The sequence below is a fragment of the Paenibacillus glycanilyticus NBRC 16618 genome (assembly GCF_004000805.1).
GTDB lineage: Bacteria > Bacillota > Bacilli > Paenibacillales > Paenibacillaceae > Pristimantibacillus > Pristimantibacillus glycanilyticus.
Genome location: NZ_BILY01000007.1, coordinates 173512 through 190119 on the forward strand (window position 1 = coordinate 173512; position 16608 = coordinate 190119).

The following is a 16608-nucleotide window of genomic DNA, read 5'->3' on the forward strand; positions in this document are numbered from 1 at the left end:
GAAATCAACCCTCTCCCCGCAGTACATAGCCGGTTCCGCGTACGGTCTGGATAATCCGCTTGGCCCCGCCTTCCTCCAGCTTCTGGCGCAGCATCGCTATGTACACTTCAAGTACATTGGACTCGCCGCTGAAATCATAGCCCCAGATCTTCTCCATAATGGCATCTCGCGTCAATACGCGGCGCGGATTCTGCATGAATAAGAGCAATAAATCGTATTCCTTCGCGGTCAGCTCGATTCTTCTGCCGGAACGGATGGCTTCGCGGGAATCCAGATCCAAGGCCAGATCGTCAAATACGATCTTGTTGCTGCTGGATTCGTCAATCTTGTCCGATTTGCGGCGCAGCAAAGCACGGACCCGGGCCAGAAGCTCCTCCAACGCAAAAGGTTTGATCAAATAATCGTCCGCGCCCGCATCAAGCCCTTTTACCCGGTCCGAAATATCGTCTTTCGCGGTCAGCATAAGAATAGGCACGGTGCTTCCGCCTTCCCGCACGCGGCGGCATACTTCCCAGCCATCTACCTGCGGCATCATGACATCCAATATCAGCATGTCCGGGTCCGCTGTTAAAAGAAGCTTCAAGCCTTCCATTCCGTTACCGGCCGTTGATACTTCATAACCTTCGAACGCAAGGCTTCTTCTGAGCAACGAAGTGATTTTCTCGTCGTCGTCTACGACCATGATGTGTTGTCTCATTTTCTACTCTCCCCTTGTATAGCTTATCTTTTCTAGAAAAGAAGCGCAGAGACTTTCCTCTGCGCTTACTTTACCTGCTTACTCGGCGTTAAATTTGTTTTTGTCGCCAATCTCTACTTTAAGATCCATTTTTTCGCCTCTGCGGATAATGTTCAGTACGGCTTTATCACCGACTTTATGCTTCTTGATCTCGTCAATCAGCGCCTGCGTGCCATTAAACGTTTTGCCGTCAATACCTACGATGACGTCGAATTGCTTCAGATCGGCGATGTAAGCCGGAGAGTTGTAATATACGTTGCTGACAATCGAGCCTTGCGCTTTATCCATGCCGAGCTGCTTCGCAATCGCATCCGTTACGTCGCCAAGCTCTGCGCCGATGAACGGAACCGGCTCTTTCGGTACTTCCTTATTGTTTTTGAGCGTATCCAGAACTTCCTGGATGGTGCTTGTCGGAATCGCAAAGCCAATGCCTTGCGCCTGCGAGCTGACGGCGGTGTTAATCCCAACAACCTCGCCATTCACATTCAGGAGCGGACCGCCGGAGTTGCCCGGGTTAATGGAAGCATCGGTTTGGAGCAAATGTTTGTACTCCCGTGTACCGTCCGTATCCTGAATATCGATTGGACGTTCCTTCGCGCTAAGCACGCCTACGGTTACGGTATGGTCAAATCCATACGGGTTGCCGATCGCAACGACCCAGTCGCCGATGTTGATTTTGTCCGAGCTGCCAAGCGGCAGTGTAGGGAACGCTTTTTCTCCCGTAACCTTCAGTACGGCAAGGTCAAGATCAAAGCTGGAGCCCAGAAGCTCTGCCGTAAACGGCTTGTCATAGCCTTGTACCGTTACTTCAATTTTATCGGAATCCGCAACAACGTGCTGGTTCGTCAGAATGTAACCGTCGGATTCAAAGAAGAAGCCTGTACCGATTCCCGAAGCCTGCAGATTGCTGTCGTCTTTCTTGTTATTATCCTGCTGCTGATTCGCGTCCGGTGCATCCTCGCCGAAGAACTGACGGAAGAACGGATCGTCCAAAATACTGCCGCCGCCGCTGCTGCTGCGTGTTTGCGGCTTCACGTACGTCTCGATCTTTACAACAGCAGGGCTCGCTTTCTCGAATAGAGAAGCAATGTTGTCCGGTCTTGCCGCCGCTACGGAAGCGCCTCCGTTGCCGCTAGGCGAACCGGATGCCGTTGAACCAGAGCCCGCGTTAGCCGTGCTGTCCTGCTTGGAGGAAAATACCGAGTTGCTGGTAAACCAGTTATTCGTATCCGAAGCGTACATCAATCCGCCCATCAAGCCGCCAACCACCACAACGCCGGCGAGGAAAGAAACAAACATTCCTTTAATCGGGCTTTTCTTGCGCGGTTCGCGGTTCTGCCAACCGCTTTTGCCGGATTGCTGATTATAAGTAAAAGGTCTCATCGGCACCGGAGGCGTTACTTCAACCTTGGGCTGTTCCAGCTCAGGCTCGCTGTCGCCGGATGCCGCCGTGTAATAATCCTGAGGATTAGACCGGGACGGAACGTTCGCTCCGTTATCGTCTTGCGCCGAAGATTTGAAAGGCCCGTATGAATAATAGTAGGAAGTTTTACCCGGAGCTTCCGATCCTTCAGCCGTTGATGCCGTGTTGTCTTCTTCGCGCGGATTGTTGTCATCATCACCATTAGCACGATTTTGAAAGAAATCGTCGTATTTTTTGTTCTGATCGTCCATTTCCGTTCTCCTCCTTGATCTATTCCGTTAAAGCAGCCGAATCTTTCATTCATCGGCGCTTAAATCCTGTATTCCTATCATGCACATTCTACCTTAAAACAAACTTAAAATGAATTAAAACGAACATAAAAAAAACGCCTGACGACGTTATTTCTATGCACTTTTCGTATGACTCTACCAAACTCCCCATTTCTCAATAGGGAGTTTGGCGTGCGATATTCTATTGGGGGAACAATCTTTCGACCTCTTTCAGAACTTCCTTCGCCTTGCCTATCCACTTCTGGTCGACATGGGCATCCGGATCGGAAGGCGCCTGGAACTGGTCGAATAACGCTCCTACTACGCGGGCGCTTGCCTCCGGATCATTGCCCTCTTGATACTCATGCCTTAGCACGTAGGGCTGCGCAAACGTAATAACGGCATTCGTATCCGCGTTTATATCCACTACGCTGCCATTCGTCACTTGAAACGGCAGACGAAGCCAGACTTTATTCTCTTCATCAAGCGCCCGGTCAAAGGAACCGTTCGTGTAGTCCCAGTTGCCCCCGAGCGAGAATTGATGCTGCTCCAGCCAGTCTCTGGAATCGGTAAATGCTTGCTGACGGGCTTCCAGCGATGAGGATAATGGAATCATGACCGTTCATCTCTCCTTTAGCGTGTAGAGTGTGAATAACTCTCATGCATATATAACCACTAAAGGATAATATGTCCCACCGTTTGACCGTTTATGTGTTTTTGACCCAGCCTTTGCGATGGGCGAGCACCGCCAGCTGCGTCCGGTCCTCCAGCTCGCATTTCATCAGCAGATTGCTGACATGGGTTTTGACGGTTTTTACGCTGATATGAAGCTCTTCGCCAATCTCTTTGTTGGAGCGTCCTTCCGCGATCAGCAAAAGCACTTCCTTCTCCCGCTCCGTCAACTCCTCGTCCCCCGATTGGGCCGTACGCTGGCGAAGACCCCTTGTAAGAGCTTGCGACACATCCGCTGTCATAACCGGCATTCCTTTGACTGCCCCGTGAAGCGCATAGATCAATTCTTCCGCCGATACGGTCTTCAGAACATAGCTTACCGCTCCCGCTTCAATGGCCCCGTAAACCTTGTCGTCTTCCAGGAAGCTTGTAAGCATGATAATCTTCAGATTCGGATATTTGGCAATCAGCTGCCTGGTCGTCTCGATTCCGTCCATGCCCGGCATCATCAAATCCATCAGGACAACATCCGGTATGCCGGAAGGCAGACCCGCCTCCAGCAGCGAAATCGCTGCCTGCCCGCTGCCCGCTTCAGCTACGACTTCAAATTTGGGTTCCAGCATTAAATACGTGCGCAAGCCCGTTCTCACCATATCATGGTCGTCCACAATCATAACTTTTAACGTATTAGTCCCGCTCATCGTTTTCATTCCTCCGCCACATTTTCGGTATCGTAACCTTCACTCTGGTGCCGCTGCCCGGCTTGCTTATAATCTCGGCAAGACCGCCCAGCTGCTGGGCCCGTTCCTGCATCGTAGACAATCCGTACGATCCGCGTCTTACCTGATCGGCCCGGAAGCCCGCTCCGTCGTCCTGCAGACTAAGCACAACCTGCCGCTCATTCTCCGTCAGACTTAGCGAGCAGCTCTGCGCACCGGAATGCTTTACGACATTCGCCATTGCCTCCTGAACGATCAGGAACAGCTGATGCTCCTTGGCTTCCGTAAGCGGTTCTGTCAACCGCCAGTCGAATACGCCCTGCAGACCGTTCTGCCGGCAATAATCCGGAAACCATTTATCAAGCGCCTCCAGCAGCGTACGCCCTTCAAGTTCCATCGGCCTAAGCTGCGCGATAAAGATCCGCATCTGCTTCTGCGCGAGCGTTGACATCTGAATAAGCTGCTCCAGAACGGAAGCAGCCCGCTCCCTGTCGATTTCCTGAAGCTTCGGCAGCGAGGAAGCGCACATATGCATGGCGAACAGCTGCTGGCTGACCGTATCGTGCAAATCCCGGGCAAGCCGTTTGCGTTCCTCCTGAACCGCAGCTTCATTGGAAGCCGCTTGCGACATCACCTGTTCTTCCCCGGTCATCTGGAGACGTTTCATTCTCTCCTCCATCAGCTCGGCAAGATCGTTAAATTCACGGTACAACTCCGAAAAGGAAAAATCGCCGGATTCCGTAATCCGAACCTGGAAATTCCCGTTGACCGCCTGCTTAAGCGCAAGCTGAAGCGTATCGATCCGTCTCTGAATATGCTGGCCCGTCCAGTAGCCGAAGCCTGCGCTGACAAGCAGAAAGACGGACACTGCGCCATAGCGCACTTCCGTCTGCACATTGTCTCCGTCTGCCAATCCAACCCACACGGCGATTCCAAGCAGCAGCGCGGTTACGGAAGAAGCCACAAACATCGTGAGCAGCTGCCATTTGCCGCCGCGGAATAATCGTACGATCATAACCGTCTATCCCACCTTCGTCACACGAACATCGCCGACGAACGTGCTAACGACGAGTTTGATTTTTTTATCCGTCTCCTCATAGTAAGGGGAATGAATATGGATGCTCTTGAACATTCCGCCTTCCTTCTGGCCCAGAATCTTTACGTCTCCCACAAAAGCACTCGACACGACCTGTACGCCTACCTCGTAATCGTTAGGCACATAGACCTTGACATCGCCTATAAAGGAAGAGATGCAAATCTTCGTCTCGCCAAGCGGTATCTGAGCTTTCGTTAAATCTACAATGGTATCGCCGATAAAATGCGAAATATTAAGCGGCTTCAGCTCCCAATAATCCTGACCGATGTGAATATCCCCGATAAATCCCGATCTAGATTGCGCATGCGGATCGTGGTTCCAGTATTCAAAAGAGCCATGCTTCGCCCGGTGACGATGCTCGCGGATATGCTCCCTTACTTGCTGCTTATGCTCCCGGATATGACGCTTTTGTTCATGAAGCTGACGGCGAAATTGCTGTCTCATGTCATGATGCCTCATGCGATGCAGCGGTTCTTCGCGGAAATCCCCGGCCGGCTCGCCGCGTTCATTCCTTCCATTAAAAGCAGAGGAATCTTCTTCGCCGGCGGAATCCTGGCTTCCGTCCGCGCTGCCCGGTTTCGTAGGATCCGGATGAAGCGGAGGAGCCGACGGCACTTCGCCTTTATAATCGGTATAAGCATTGTACGATTTCCACTCGTCTTCGTATTGCGGAGGTTCCTGGTGACGGTGCCGCGGACGGCGCAAGAAGTTAATGCCCACCAGGATGATGATGATCGGCCATGCATAGGAAATGATATCGCTGAACGACCAGGCGAACCATTCCAGATTATGACCCAGGAACAGAAAGCCGAGTATGATCATTATCCCTGCCCACCAGCCCGAGCCGTGACCCTGACGGCCCGCAAGCAGTCCGTGCAATCCGATCCAGAGCAGCACGACCGGCCAATAATTGGAGATAATCTCGCCAATACTAATGTCGTAATCAATCATGCCCAGTTGTTTCAATAAGAAGAATACGCCAACGGAAATGATGACAAGACCAGAAAACAGCCGGTTTAGAAAGCTTCCATTCAATTTAGTCAACTCCCTGCCTGTACTTCAAAATGTCTTATTGCTACTTAGTATAGCTAATGAAAGAAGGGATATAAAGGGACGGCCGATTGAACTTGGCATCGGTCTCGAGACGGAGTTCAAAAAGGTTTGTCAGGTCATTTGCCAACTTTTCGAGTCCGAATTCTATAAATCTGTAAAAAAAAGTTAGACTACGTCATAAAACATCACGCTAATACGTTGACATTACTTACTTCGGCTATTTATAATGGTTAGCGGATTCATAGAGACAGAGAAACCTTACATCAAATTAGACTATGAACAACGGGAGTTGAATCAATGGATGTAGCAGAACTGTCGAGAGGGCTGGATACCATATGGGTTGTCTTGACAGCAGCAATGATTTTGCTGATGGAAGGCGGATTTGCCCTGCTTGAGGCCGGATTTGTCCGGCAGAAGAATGCGGTTAGCATTATTATGAAGGTATTTGTCGACATTGTATTTGGTGCACTTGTCTTTTACTTCTTCGGTTTTGCCATCATGTATGGCAAAGACGTCGGCGGCTTGTTCGGCTCATCCGGTTTCATGCTTAACGGAGACTTGTCTCACATCAATCTAAATATTTCCCACGAAACCTACTGGCTGTTCCAATGCGCCTTTGTTATCGCCGTTATTTCCATCGTATCCGGAGCCGTTGCGGAACGAATTCATTTCCGGGCTTATATTTTACTTACCATCGCCATGACCGGGCTGATCTACCCCTTGTCCGGACATTGGGTATGGGCGGTGAACGGCTGGTTAGGCAAGCTGGGCATGATCGATTTTGCCGGATCGGCGGCAATCCATGCTCTTGGCGGATTCGCTGCGCTTGCCGCAACCTTGTTTATCGGTCCGCGGATCGGCAAGTTTTCGCCTGACGGCAAAGTAAATATCGTATCTCCATCTAATCTGCCGCTCGCATCGGTTGGCGCTTTTATTCTCTGGTTCGGCTGGTTCGGCTTTAACGCAGGCAGTACGCTTAGCGCAACCAACGCGGCAATCGGCCACATTGCCATAACAACCATGCTGTCCGCGGCATCGGGCGGCGCAATCTGTATATTGTTTACGATGTTCCGTTACCGCAAAGCGGATCCGCCAATGGTGATTAACGGCTCTCTCGCCGGCCTTGTCGGGATTACAGCGGGCTGCGCCTTTGTATCCGACGGCGCTGCCATCTGGATTGGCTCTATTTGCGGGATTGCCATGGTTCTGGTTACGGAATACATGGAACGCAAACAAATCGACGATCCGGTCGGAGCTTTCGCCGTGCATGGTATAAGCGGCAGCATCGGTACCCTGGCCGTTGGATTATGCGCGATTCCCGAGCTGACCAAAGGCGTGGGGAACGGCTACTACGGCCTTTTGTACGGCGGCGGCTGGCATCTGCTTGGCGCGCAAGCCCTTGGACTTGTCGTGATCGCGATTTGGGGATTTGGCCTGACATGGGCTGTATTATGGCTGATCCGCAAAGCGATGCCCGTTCGCGTATCCAAGGACGAAGAGCTTGTGGGCCTTGATGTCGGGATCCACGGCGTCCCTGCATACAGCCAGGAGAATGATTTTATCGATGTAGACCATATCACGAGAAAACCATAAAAATAACGGCGTTCCTCCGAAGGGGAACGCCGTTTATTTATAAGTATAAGGATTATCGATATAGTTCATTAACCAGGTCTCCGGAGACTGCTACGATATCTGTAGGCGACGATACCTGAATAGATCTTGCATGCTCAATCTCTAGCCGAAGCGCGCGAACCTGCTCCATCGGTTTTTTCACGAAATGGATGTATTCAACGGCCAAATGATGATCCGGCTTCCTGCCATGCAATAACCGGCGCAACGTGGACATCGACTGGTAAGCCCGTTCTTCCTTCAGACGCCGTTTCTCATAACGTTCAACCATTTGCTCGATTTCCGCGATTTCCTGCTCCTTCTTCGTTACATACGCATCGATAAAGGGCAGCACTTCAGCTGCTTTGCGATGATGGGTCGAAGAATGATTCGTATGGATAATTGGATCGGTCATGTCAACTCACCTGTCTTCATTGCGTGATTATTTATTACATACCTAATCATACAACAAAGATTCGCTCTTGAAAACTCAATTTATGTAACATTAGAAAAATTGACATAAACAATATTTTCAAATCAACAACCTTTCGTTGCACTTGCGGCAATCTTGGAAATTGAAGAAAAGAGGAACCAGTGACGGTCCCTCTTGTTGATTGGTTTAAGTAGTTACTTCTGTGCTTTTTGAGTTGCTTGGTTAGCTGCTTTACCAGCTGTAGCGTTCTGGTTTTGGTTGAATTCTTCAGCGAACTCTGCATTGTACTTGCTGCTTTGAGCTTTGTTGTTTTTATTTTTAGCCATGGTAGTCATTCACCTCCCCGTCCAACCTTAGTATGGCTGAGCGAAGGCGTATTATGCAGGTACGAAAGCAGAGGGATCACGACTCCAAATAGGTTTGCGGGATTGGTTTTCCCGCTTCCACGGCGCGATTAATCTGGTTCAGCCAGGACTGGGACAGCTTGCCGTTGCCTTTGCGGAGCACCTGAACATCAACCGTTCTTTTCCCCCACTGCTTGTATACATCTTTTATCGTCTCAAAGTATAAGTCGAGCCTGTGGCCTTTGATAGCCGAACCGGTATCCGCCACTACGCCGTAGCCATAGCCCGGGATATAGAGCAGCGTACCAATCGGGAACAGCTTTGTATCCGCCGCGACGGTCGATACTTGCCCCCTTCTGACTTTTACTCCGGAATAAGTGATTCCGTATTGCGGATGACCCGGACGCTTGCCGGTTGACTCATAACCAGCCGTATAACCGGTAGCTACGACCTGAACCGTTGACAGGGCCTGTTCCGCAATGGCTTCGACTGCTGCATTGCCGTTCTTGTTCTTCTTTGTTCCTTCATGAATTTCTTGCTTGGCTGCGGGTGCTGCTGCAAGGCTTGGAGCAACAACTCCTCCTGTCAGCACGGCAGCTATAGCCAGGCTTGAAATTATTTTTGTGCAAGTAAAAAAGCTTGTGACCATTTGGGCAGCTTCCTCCTCAGAAGAATATTTCCCAAACGGTCCAAGCTTTATGCAAGAGACTTAGATTGTTTTTGTTGCGATTTCGTTTTGCAGCAGCTCAACCAGCTCTGCTACTGGCTTAGCGCCGATATCGCCTTCCCCGCGCTTACGGACCGATACGGAGCCCGATTGCGCTTCGTTCTCGCCTACGACAAGCATGTAAGGCAGCTTCTCCAGCTGAGCTTCGCGGATTTTATAGCCAAGCTTCTCGTTGCGCAGATCGCTCTCAACGCGGATACCGGCCAGCTGCAGCTTCTCTTCCACTTCGCGCGCGTAAGCTTCGTAAGCCGTGGATACCGGAATAACCTTCGCTTGAACCGGCGACAGCCACAGCGGCAGCGCGCCCGCAAAGTTCTCGAGCAGGAAGGCAGTCATCCGTTCCATTGTACTGATGATACCGCGGTGGATAACGACCGGACGATGCTTTTTGCCGTCCTCGCCGATGTATTCAAGCTCGAAGCGGTCAGGCAGCAGGAAATCGAGCTGAGCAGTCGACAAAGTCTCTTCCTTGCCAAGCGCCGTTTTGATCTGAACGTCAAGCTTAGGACCGTAGAACGCCGCTTCGCCTTCCGCCTCGAAGAATGGCAGGCCAAGCTCTTCGACTACCTCGCGCAGCATACGCTGCGACATTTCCCACATCTCGTCGTTCTGGAAGTACTTCTCCGTATCCTGCGGATCACGGTACGACAAGCGGAAACGGTATTCCTTGATGCCGAAATCCTCGTAGACTTTACGGATCAGATTAACAACGCGAGCGAATTCCTCCTTGATCTGATCCGGACGGCAGAAGATATGTGCATCGTTCAGCGTCATCGCGCGTACGCGGTGCAGACCCGTCAAAGCGCCCGACATCTCATAGCGGTGCATAGTGCCCATCTCGGCAATACGAACCGGCAGATCGCGGTAGCTTCTCATATCGCTCTTATAGACCATCATGTGATGCGGGCAGTTCATCGGACGAAGAACAAGCTCTTCGTTATCGAGTGCCATAAGCGGGAACATGTCCTCGCTGTAATGCTCCCAGTGACCGGAAATTTTATAAAGCTCCACGTTGGCGAGAACCGGCGTATACACATGCTCGTAGCCAAGGCGCTCCTCGAGGTCAACGATATAACGCTCCAGCGTACGGCGAACCTTCGCGCCGTTCGGCAGCCATAGCGGCAGGCCTTGACCAACCTCGCGGGAGAACGTGAACATTTTCAGCTCTTTGCCCAGCTTGCGGTGGTCGCGCTTCTTCGCTTCCTCGAGGAAATGCAGATGCTCGTCCAATTCGGCTTTCTTCGCGAAAGCTGTTCCGTAAATACGCTGCAGCATTTTGTTCTTGGAGTCGCCGCGCCAGTATGCACCAGCCACGCTAAGCAGTTTAAACGCTTTGATACGGCCAGTGGATGGCAGATGCGGTCCGCGGCAAAGGTCAAAGAATTCGCCTTGGTCATACATCGTAATAACCGAATCCTCCGGCAGGTCGCGAATCAGCTCAAGCTTCAGGTTGTCGTCAAGCTCGGTGAAAATCGCAAGCGCCTCTTCGCGGCTGACAACGCGGCGGCGAATATCGAGGTTCTCGTTAACGATGCGCTGCATTTCTTTCTCGATCTTGGTCAGATCCTCCGGAGTCAGAGACTGGTCCATATCGATATCGTAATAGAAGCCATCCTCGATCACGGGACCGATGCCAAGCTTCACGTTGGCGTTGCCATACAGGCGTTTGATGGCTTGGGCCATCAGATGGGCCGTACTGTGACGGTACACTTCAAGGCCGTCCGCCGAATCAACGGTAACGATCTCGATTGCCGCATCGGATTCGATTGGCGAGTATACGTCAACGACTTTGCCGTTGATTTTACCTGCAATTGCATTTTTGCGCAGACCCGGACTGATCGAGCCTGCTACTTCTTCGATTGTTGTTCCAGCCGCATACTCGCGAACCGCGCCGTCTGGAAAAGTAACTTTGATAGACATGGATTTCCCTCCTGAGAAAGTTGAGATAGCAGGCGGGATGAACGCAAAAAAAGCACGCATCCCGCAAAGGGACGAGTGCTTGATTACCCGTGGTTCCACCCTACTTCGACTGCTCTCTTGCATCTGAATTCAGACCATGAGCAATCCTTGTATTGATCTGATAACGGAGACATCCGGTGCGGCTTAATAGGGGCCTATTCGTCATAACCCACGTTCAACGGCACAGCTACAAAGGGGTATATTTGCTTATGTCACGAAGGAAATTGCAGCCGAGTTTCCTCTCTCTGAACCGACATTGCGGGCAAATACATGGCTTTGTCATTGCTTTTTGCATAGTTATGAGAAAATTATAACCGCTTTGTCCCCCATTGGTCAATAGATGCGGCTGTCAGGCTGGATGGTTCCGTTTCCTTCAAAGCATGGGCTGCAAGCCGGACATTGGGTGCAAATCGATACCCTGTTGTCAAAAATCGTCTCGATCGTCCGGATGACCTGCATATCATCCTGTCTCGTGTGGATCATAATATGCTTAGGCGAGACGGCAATGAGCGAACTGATGACCATATCTTCGATATTCATCTCGGTCTCCAGCATCTCGGCCACTAACTTGTCCGAGTGGGGCTTCGGTTCAAAAGGCTGAAATTTCTCGTTGAAAAGGACAAAATCATGGCTGCCCTTATGCACGAGATGGACAATCGGCACCTTGGATTCCTGCAAACCCACAAAATATTTCAGCAGCGAAATAAACTCCTGGTACTGTTTATCCAGTACGTATTCGTCCAAAGCGTAGTCTACGATTTCGGCTAATTCCGTCCGGTAGGGCAACAACCGGAAAGACGTTAAGCCATCCAAATGCAAAACGGAATTTTCTTGCAGGTAACGGTCGATCTCCTCGGCTACCTTCGTTTTGCGTCGCTGCCGGTCCGCATCCAGAAATCTCGTTCCCAGACCGTCCCATTCGGTTCCGTGAAGCAGCTCGTGGCAATATTTTTCGATGACAGGCGCATCGATGGCGTGGTTGTTCCTGTATTTTCTCCGAATGATGGCTGCCAGTATGAGCGGTTCCATATCGGTTACGATGAATTCGGCAAGCGCTTTGGATGCCGCTTGAAGCACCGATTGGCTATGGTCAGCCAGCTGAAAATACGGCAGGATTGCTTGGCAGCTGATTTCCTTGTCGGAAAGCAGCGTGTACTGTATAGCATCTTCTTCGATGTGTGCGATATGTAGATCATTGGTAGTGTATTCCGCCATCAACGCCGCTAATTGGGCAGCGGATTGCTCCATGTTCGAAGGCAGCGTTACGGTAAACAGCTCCATGAGCTCACCCCTTTCATTCCCCTTATAAGTATATGGCTGGGGGGTTGGGTATATACGAATGGAGTAGTGGGAGATGATGGGGAGTGGCGTTGGTGCGTGCTGGTTTGTTTTTAACGGATGTTGATGACAAGTGATGGCGGTGATGGCGGTGTGGTCGCTGCGCGAAAGTAACGTTCTTCCGATCGCTGTTGTTCCCGGATTTCTTCGATTCAAGCCGCGCTGCGGTTGAAATCCGGGGAACAAAGGCGAACGCTGCGCTTCTCCAGTACGTTACTTTCGCTCCGCTCACACCAGCCAACTCTTCACAAACAAGGCCAGACCTCACCCCGCCACTCCTGGTGGGGTGAGGCTTGGTGTACCGCCCGGTTTCCTCGGGCAGCATTATTACTTAACAGAGCAATATACTTCGCTCTGTTCGATACAAGTGACTCGACATAGGACGGGATACACTGAAGCCCCGCATCAGGCTACATTGGAGTTAGTCCAACGAAGAAGGCCTTTAACAGGCTCATTTCGAGTTTACGTTGGATTCCCTCCAGCGTAATTGTCGATTTTGCGCGCAAATGGATTAAATTGGAGCATTTTACTGGAGCAAATCCAACGTAGAGATTGTAATCGGCTTACAACGCTTAATTAATTGGAGTAAATCCAACGTAGCATAAACTATGGCGTTACTCCGTTGGCTGGTGGAGATAAGTTTTTTTATGGGTCAGCAGCTTGGGACTGACGTCGCAGCAAAGCTTGATTTGCGGATCATCCAGGACAGAAAGATTTTTGACAGCGATCATATTGAAGCCATGCGGAGGTCCTTCGAGATAAACCCGGTCCGGAGGGATAATTTCTACCGGCTTGCCGGACATATCTATGTTGGTGTTGTAATCGCGCAAGGCATAGATATGGTAGCCGAAGGATTGCAGGTATTGGACGATGTCACTCTTATCCAGCCCATTGCTCCAGTCAACGTAATTGCGGTGTACCTCGAAGATAATATTGGGGGCATGGTCCGGAGGCAAATTCAATTGACTCTCAGCGCCCTGAAGGACCGTATGCTCCAGCCCTTCGATATCAAGAAGAATCAGATCCAAGCTCACAATGTCCTGCTCCTTCACGTATGTATTAATGGAAATGGTATGGAAAACATCAGCATTCCCGCCGGCGTCTTGCTCCGTTACCAGCTCCGCATGGGCGAAGGAATCTTCCCCGACCAGCTTCATTTTGGCCTGTTCGTCTTTCCATAAACCAAGCTGCCACGCGAGTATATTATCCAGACCGTTCAGCTCCGCATTATGCTGCAGCATGTAGAACTGGTCCTTGTTCGGCTCAAAGCAATGCACCGTCCCGCCTTGCGGCAGCAGCTCCTTCGCGACGATTAGAGCCTGATCGCCAAAATAAGCTCCGCCAATCAGCACTTCCTTAGCGTGCCTGGAGAAAATCTTCAGCAGCTTGGTCGTCTGCGGCTCCCATACATGGTCGGGACAATCCGGTTCGGCCAGCAGAAAGTCGCGCGCGATTTTGGTCCGGTAGTAGAAATCGAAGGTTAACCCGCATGCGATTTTTTTCCTCAGAATGGTGTTTTCGTCAAAGACGGCATCCAATATGGGGGCCGTTATCTCTTCCCTTATATGGATACCTTCCCGGTGAAGGCTATTCTCCATCTGCTTGATTGCGGCAATTAGTTTCTGCTGGTCCATCCCTCTACACATCCTTCTCCACTTGTCTTGTTCATGGAAAAGAATATGTGGCTTCGGCCTCCTTTCATGCCGGAAATAAAAAAAGCATCCAAGCCCCTTAAACCGGGACCGGATGCTTATACCTCTATTAGTTCTGCATGACAAAGTCTTTCGAAGCATGCTCGTTGTCATCGTACATCTTAAGCGTGTTGTATTTCGTATCGCGTTGTGCCGGGATTTTGCCGGACTCGCGGATAAGCTGAAGAATAAGTTCAATGTTAACTTTATGCGTGGTACCCGCAGCGGATACGACGTTTTCCTCAATCATTGTGCTGCCGAAGTCGTTACAGCCGTACGAGAGCGACTGCTTGCCGATTTCCGGCCCCATCGTTACCCAGGAAGACTGGAAGTTATCGATATTGTCGAGCATGATGCGGCTAACCGCAACCATCTTAAGATATTCCTCCGGCTTCGACTTCTCCACCTTCCTCATGTTGGTGTTATCCGGCTGGAACGGCCAGCAGATAAACGCAAGGAAGCCTTTCGAATCGTAACCGTTAGCGATGCATTCATCCTGCGCGTCGCGAATGCGGAGCAGGTGGAGCGCACGCTCTTCCGCCGTCTCGCCAAAGCCGTATACCATCGTTGCCGTGGTGTTCATGCCATGACGGTGAGCGGATTTCATGACGTCCATCCAATCGGTCCAAGAGCCCTTCAGACGGCTGATTTTGCGGCGGGTGCGGTCATCGAGAATCTCGGCGCCGCCGCCAGGCAGCGAATCAAGACCGGCTTCGTGAAGCTGGCGAATCACCTCGTCAAGCGACAGTCCTTCCGATACTTCCTTCATCTTCTGAATCTCGGCTGGCGAGAAGGAGTGCATCGTAATATCCGGAAAATGCTGCTTGATCTCGCGGAGCAGATCCGTGTAATAGGAGAACGGCAGATTCGGGTTTGTACCGCCCTGCATCAGAATCTCCGTGCCGCCCACATCGATGGTTTCCTGAATTTTATTAAGTATCGTTTCGTTCGAGAGGACATAACCCTCGTTCGAACCCGGGGCGCGGTAGAATGCGCAGAACCGGCAATACACATCGCAAATATTTGTATAGTTGACGTTCCGGCCTACGACAAATGTCGTAATCGGTTCAGGATGGCGTCTCAGCATCAGCTGATTCGCAACCTCGCCCATTTTTTCGATTTCATCGGATTCAAGCAGCGTTACGCATTCGTCAAACGTAATCCGTTCGCCCTGCAGCGCTTTATCCAAAATCTGGTCCAACGTAGACATCGCAAGACCTCCTTATCTTTCCGTTCTTAATAGCTATCAACTAATCCTATCATATCTCGTTCTTGTCCGTCATCTTTCGTATGTTACGGAAAAACGAAAAAATACGGTCTGTCGCAAGCGACAGCCGCATTTTTCGCTTATTTTGAACGAAAATTACCCGCGCAGGGCAGCGTCCAAATCCGCAATCAGATCCTCGATATCTTCGAGTCCCACCGAGTAACGAACGAGACCATCCGTAATTCCCCGCTCATAGCGGACTTCCCTAGGCATTGCCGCATGCGACATTTTGGCCGGGTAAGATAAAATACTTTCCACCGCGCCGAGGCTGACCGCAACCAGCGGCAGCTGAACGCGGCTCAGAAGCGAGGCAGCGCGTTCGCCGCTTCCTACATCGAAGGACACGACAGCTCCGTAGCCCTTCGACTGCTTCTCGTGAATCTCGCGGCCCGGATGATCCTCAAGGCCAGGATAGTACACTCTCGTAACTTCCGGATGCTCATTCAACCATTCGGCGAGTCTGCGGGCGCTGCGCTCGCTATGCTCCATGCGGGCCTGCAGCGTCTTCATGCCCCGCATCAGAAGCCAGCTCTCGTGAGCGCTCAGAACCGCGCCGAGACCGTTCTGAAGCTGATACAGCCGGCGTCCGAGCGCTTCGTCGTTCGTTACGGCCAGTCCAGCCAGCACGTCGCTGTGGCCGCTCAGGAACTTCGTAGCACTGTGAAGCACAATGTCTACGCCAAGCTCGAACGGACGCTGGTGGTAAGGAGTCATAAACGTATTGTCGAGCATCGTTAGAAGGCCGTTTTCTTTTGCCCAGCCCGTTACCCGCGCGATATCGGTAATCTTGAGCGTCGGGTTGGACGGCGTCTCCATAAACACGGCTTTCGTGTTTGGTTTAATCGCGTCTTTTACTTGCTCGAAATCCGTCATGTCCACAAATGTGGTTTCAATATTGAAACGGGTCAGCACAGCCGTAAGCAAACGGTATGTACCGCCGTATACGTCCTCCGTAACGATAACATGATCGCCTGCGGACAGCAACATAAACGCCGTCGAGATCGCAGCCATGCCGGAAGCGAAAGCGAAACCGCGGGTGCCGCCTTCCAGCAGGGCGATATAGTTTTCGAGCGCCTCGCGGGTCGGGTTGCCCGAACGGCTGTAATCATGATGCGGCGGATTTTGAATATCCGCCTGATGGAAGGTTGACGCCTGGAAAATCGGTGCACTGGATGCGCCGGTTTGTTCATCAATTTCAGCGCCGAAATGAAGCAGCTTTGTCGCAAAGTGGCGTCCGGCGATTTTTTCGGGATTATGTCTGTCGCTCATGGCG

15 protein-coding genes are annotated in these 16608 nt (G+C 51.3%); 1 reads left to right on the forward strand and 14 read right to left on the reverse strand.

Going from position 1 to position 16608, the window contains the following annotated elements; all coding sequences use genetic code 11:
• Nucleotides 1–4 precede the first annotated feature (4 nt).
• The 6 genes from PGL01S_RS07575 to liaF all read right to left on the reverse strand — a co-directional run bounded on the left by PGL01S_RS07575 (nucleotide 5) and on the right by liaF (nucleotide 5950).
• Nucleotides 5–697, reverse strand: a complete 693-nt coding sequence (locus PGL01S_RS07575; RefSeq protein ID WP_127493068.1) for a response regulator transcription factor — start codon at nucleotides 695–697, stop codon at nucleotides 5–7.
• Between the two features lie 78 nt (nucleotides 698–775).
• Complete coding sequence (locus PGL01S_RS07580) at nucleotides 776–2410, reverse strand: S1C family serine protease (protein ID WP_127493070.1); 1635 nt, start codon at nucleotides 2408–2410, stop codon at nucleotides 776–778.
• A gap of 220 nt (nucleotides 2411–2630) precedes the next feature.
• Entirely contained in the window at nucleotides 2631–3044 is a 414-nt protein-coding gene (locus PGL01S_RS07585) for a YugN-like family protein (protein ID WP_127493072.1), read from the reverse strand.
• A 91-nt stretch (nucleotides 3045–3135) separates the two neighbouring features.
• Nucleotides 3136–3801 carry a response regulator gene (locus PGL01S_RS07590; RefSeq protein WP_127493074.1) on the reverse strand — a complete coding sequence of 222 codons (666 nt, stop codon included), beginning with the start codon at nucleotides 3799–3801 and terminating at the stop codon, nucleotides 3136–3138.
• A complete protein-coding gene (locus tag PGL01S_RS07595; RefSeq protein ID WP_127493076.1) occupies nucleotides 3788–4834 on the reverse strand; it encodes a sensor histidine kinase in 1047 nt (348 codons plus the stop codon). Before PGL01S_RS07595 ends, PGL01S_RS07590 begins: the two co-directional genes overlap by 14 nt.
• A gap of 6 nt (nucleotides 4835–4840) precedes the next feature.
• Nucleotides 4841–5950: a cell wall-active antibiotics response protein LiaF gene (gene liaF, locus PGL01S_RS07600; RefSeq protein ID WP_236013565.1), complete on the reverse strand. Its 1110-nt coding sequence runs from the start codon at nucleotides 5948–5950 to the stop codon at nucleotides 4841–4843.
• Between the two features lie 315 nt (nucleotides 5951–6265).
• On the opposite strand from liaF, the gene PGL01S_RS07605 reads away from it, so the two are divergent.
• Nucleotides 6266–7561 carry an ammonium transporter gene (locus PGL01S_RS07605; protein WP_127493078.1) on the forward strand — a complete coding sequence of 432 codons (1296 nt, stop codon included), beginning with the start codon at nucleotides 6266–6268 and terminating at the stop codon, nucleotides 7559–7561.
• Nucleotides 7562–7613: 52 nt separating this feature from the next.
• Here the strand turns inward: PGL01S_RS07605 and PGL01S_RS07610 are convergent, their stop codons facing one another.
• The 8 genes from PGL01S_RS07610 to PGL01S_RS07640 form a co-directional block, all read right to left on the reverse strand.
• Nucleotides 7614–7991: a hypothetical protein gene (locus tag PGL01S_RS07610; RefSeq protein WP_127493081.1), complete on the reverse strand. Its 378-nt coding sequence runs from the start codon at nucleotides 7989–7991 to the stop codon at nucleotides 7614–7616.
• A 212-nt stretch (nucleotides 7992–8203) separates the two neighbouring features.
• Nucleotides 8204–8335 carry a hypothetical protein gene (locus PGL01S_RS31435; RefSeq protein ID WP_268960382.1) on the reverse strand — a complete coding sequence of 44 codons (132 nt, stop codon included), beginning with the start codon at nucleotides 8333–8335 and terminating at the stop codon, nucleotides 8204–8206.
• Nucleotides 8336–8411: 76 nt separating this feature from the next.
• Nucleotides 8412–9002 carry a 3D domain-containing protein gene (locus tag PGL01S_RS07615; protein ID WP_127493083.1) on the reverse strand — a complete coding sequence of 197 codons (591 nt, stop codon included), beginning with the start codon at nucleotides 9000–9002 and terminating at the stop codon, nucleotides 8412–8414.
• 60 nt (nucleotides 9003–9062) lie between these two features.
• The gene (gene thrS / locus PGL01S_RS07620) at nucleotides 9063–11000 is read right to left on the reverse strand and encodes a threonine--tRNA ligase (RefSeq protein ID WP_127493085.1); all 1938 of its coding nucleotides are present in this window, start codon (nucleotides 10998–11000) and stop codon (nucleotides 9063–9065) included.
• Nucleotides 11001–11372: 372 nt separating this feature from the next.
• Nucleotides 11373–12320 carry a putative sporulation protein YtxC gene (locus PGL01S_RS07625; protein WP_127493087.1) on the reverse strand — a complete coding sequence of 316 codons (948 nt, stop codon included), beginning with the start codon at nucleotides 12318–12320 and terminating at the stop codon, nucleotides 11373–11375.
• Nucleotides 12321–12991: 671 nt separating this feature from the next.
• A complete protein-coding gene (locus tag PGL01S_RS07630) occupies nucleotides 12992–14011 on the reverse strand; it encodes an FkbM family methyltransferase (protein ID WP_127493089.1) in 1020 nt (339 codons plus the stop codon).
• Nucleotides 14012–14138: 127 nt separating this feature from the next.
• Entirely contained in the window at nucleotides 14139–15278 is a 1140-nt protein-coding gene (gene mqnC, locus PGL01S_RS07635; protein WP_127493091.1) for a cyclic dehypoxanthinyl futalosine synthase, read from the reverse strand.
• Between the two features lie 153 nt (nucleotides 15279–15431).
• Nucleotides 15432–16604, reverse strand: coding sequence for a trans-sulfuration enzyme family protein (locus PGL01S_RS07640; RefSeq protein ID WP_127493093.1), 1173 nt, complete (start codon nucleotides 16602–16604; stop codon nucleotides 15432–15434).
• Between the last annotated feature and the right edge of the window lie 4 nt (nucleotides 16605–16608).

Excerpts from the sequence above, each read along its gene's own strand:
- PGL01S_RS07575 (WP_127493068.1), bottom strand. The coding sequence starts at position 697 with ATGAGACAACACATCATGGTCGTAGACGACGACGAGAAAATCACTTCG.
- PGL01S_RS07630 (WP_127493089.1), bottom strand. The coding sequence starts at position 14,011 with ATGGACCAGCAGAAACTAATTGCCGCAATCAAGCAGATGGAGAATAGC.
- PGL01S_RS07605 (WP_127493078.1), top strand. The coding sequence starts at position 6,266 with ATGGATGTAGCAGAACTGTCGAGAGGGCTGGATACCATATGGGTTGTC.
- PGL01S_RS07585 (WP_127493072.1), bottom strand. The coding sequence starts at position 3,044 with ATGATTCCATTATCCTCATCGCTGGAAGCCCGTCAGCAAGCATTTACC.
- mqnC (WP_127493091.1), bottom strand. The coding sequence starts at position 15,278 with ATGTCTACGTTGGACCAGATTTTGGATAAAGCGCTGCAGGGCGAACGG.
- PGL01S_RS07590 (WP_127493074.1), bottom strand. The coding sequence starts at position 3,801 with ATGAGCGGGACTAATACGTTAAAAGTTATGATTGTGGACGACCATGAT.
- PGL01S_RS07640 (WP_127493093.1), bottom strand. The coding sequence starts at position 16,604 with ATGAGCGACAGACATAATCCCGAAAAAATCGCCGGACGCCACTTTGCG.
- PGL01S_RS07625 (WP_127493087.1), bottom strand. The coding sequence starts at position 12,320 with ATGGAGCTGTTTACCGTAACGCTGCCTTCGAACATGGAGCAATCCGCT.
- PGL01S_RS31435 (WP_268960382.1), bottom strand. The coding sequence starts at position 8,335 with ATGGCTAAAAATAAAAACAACAAAGCTCAAAGCAGCAAGTACAATGCA.
- thrS (WP_127493085.1), bottom strand. The coding sequence starts at position 11,000 with ATGTCTATCAAAGTTACTTTTCCAGACGGCGCGGTTCGCGAGTATGCG.
- PGL01S_RS07615 (WP_127493083.1), bottom strand. The coding sequence starts at position 9,002 with ATGGTCACAAGCTTTTTTACTTGCACAAAAATAATTTCAAGCCTGGCT.
- PGL01S_RS07595 (WP_127493076.1), bottom strand. The coding sequence starts at position 4,834 with ATGATCGTACGATTATTCCGCGGCGGCAAATGGCAGCTGCTCACGATG.
- PGL01S_RS07610 (WP_127493081.1), bottom strand. The coding sequence starts at position 7,991 with ATGACCGATCCAATTATCCATACGAATCATTCTTCGACCCATCATCGC.
- PGL01S_RS07580 (WP_127493070.1), bottom strand. The coding sequence starts at position 2,410 with ATGGACGATCAGAACAAAAAATACGACGATTTCTTTCAAAATCGTGCT.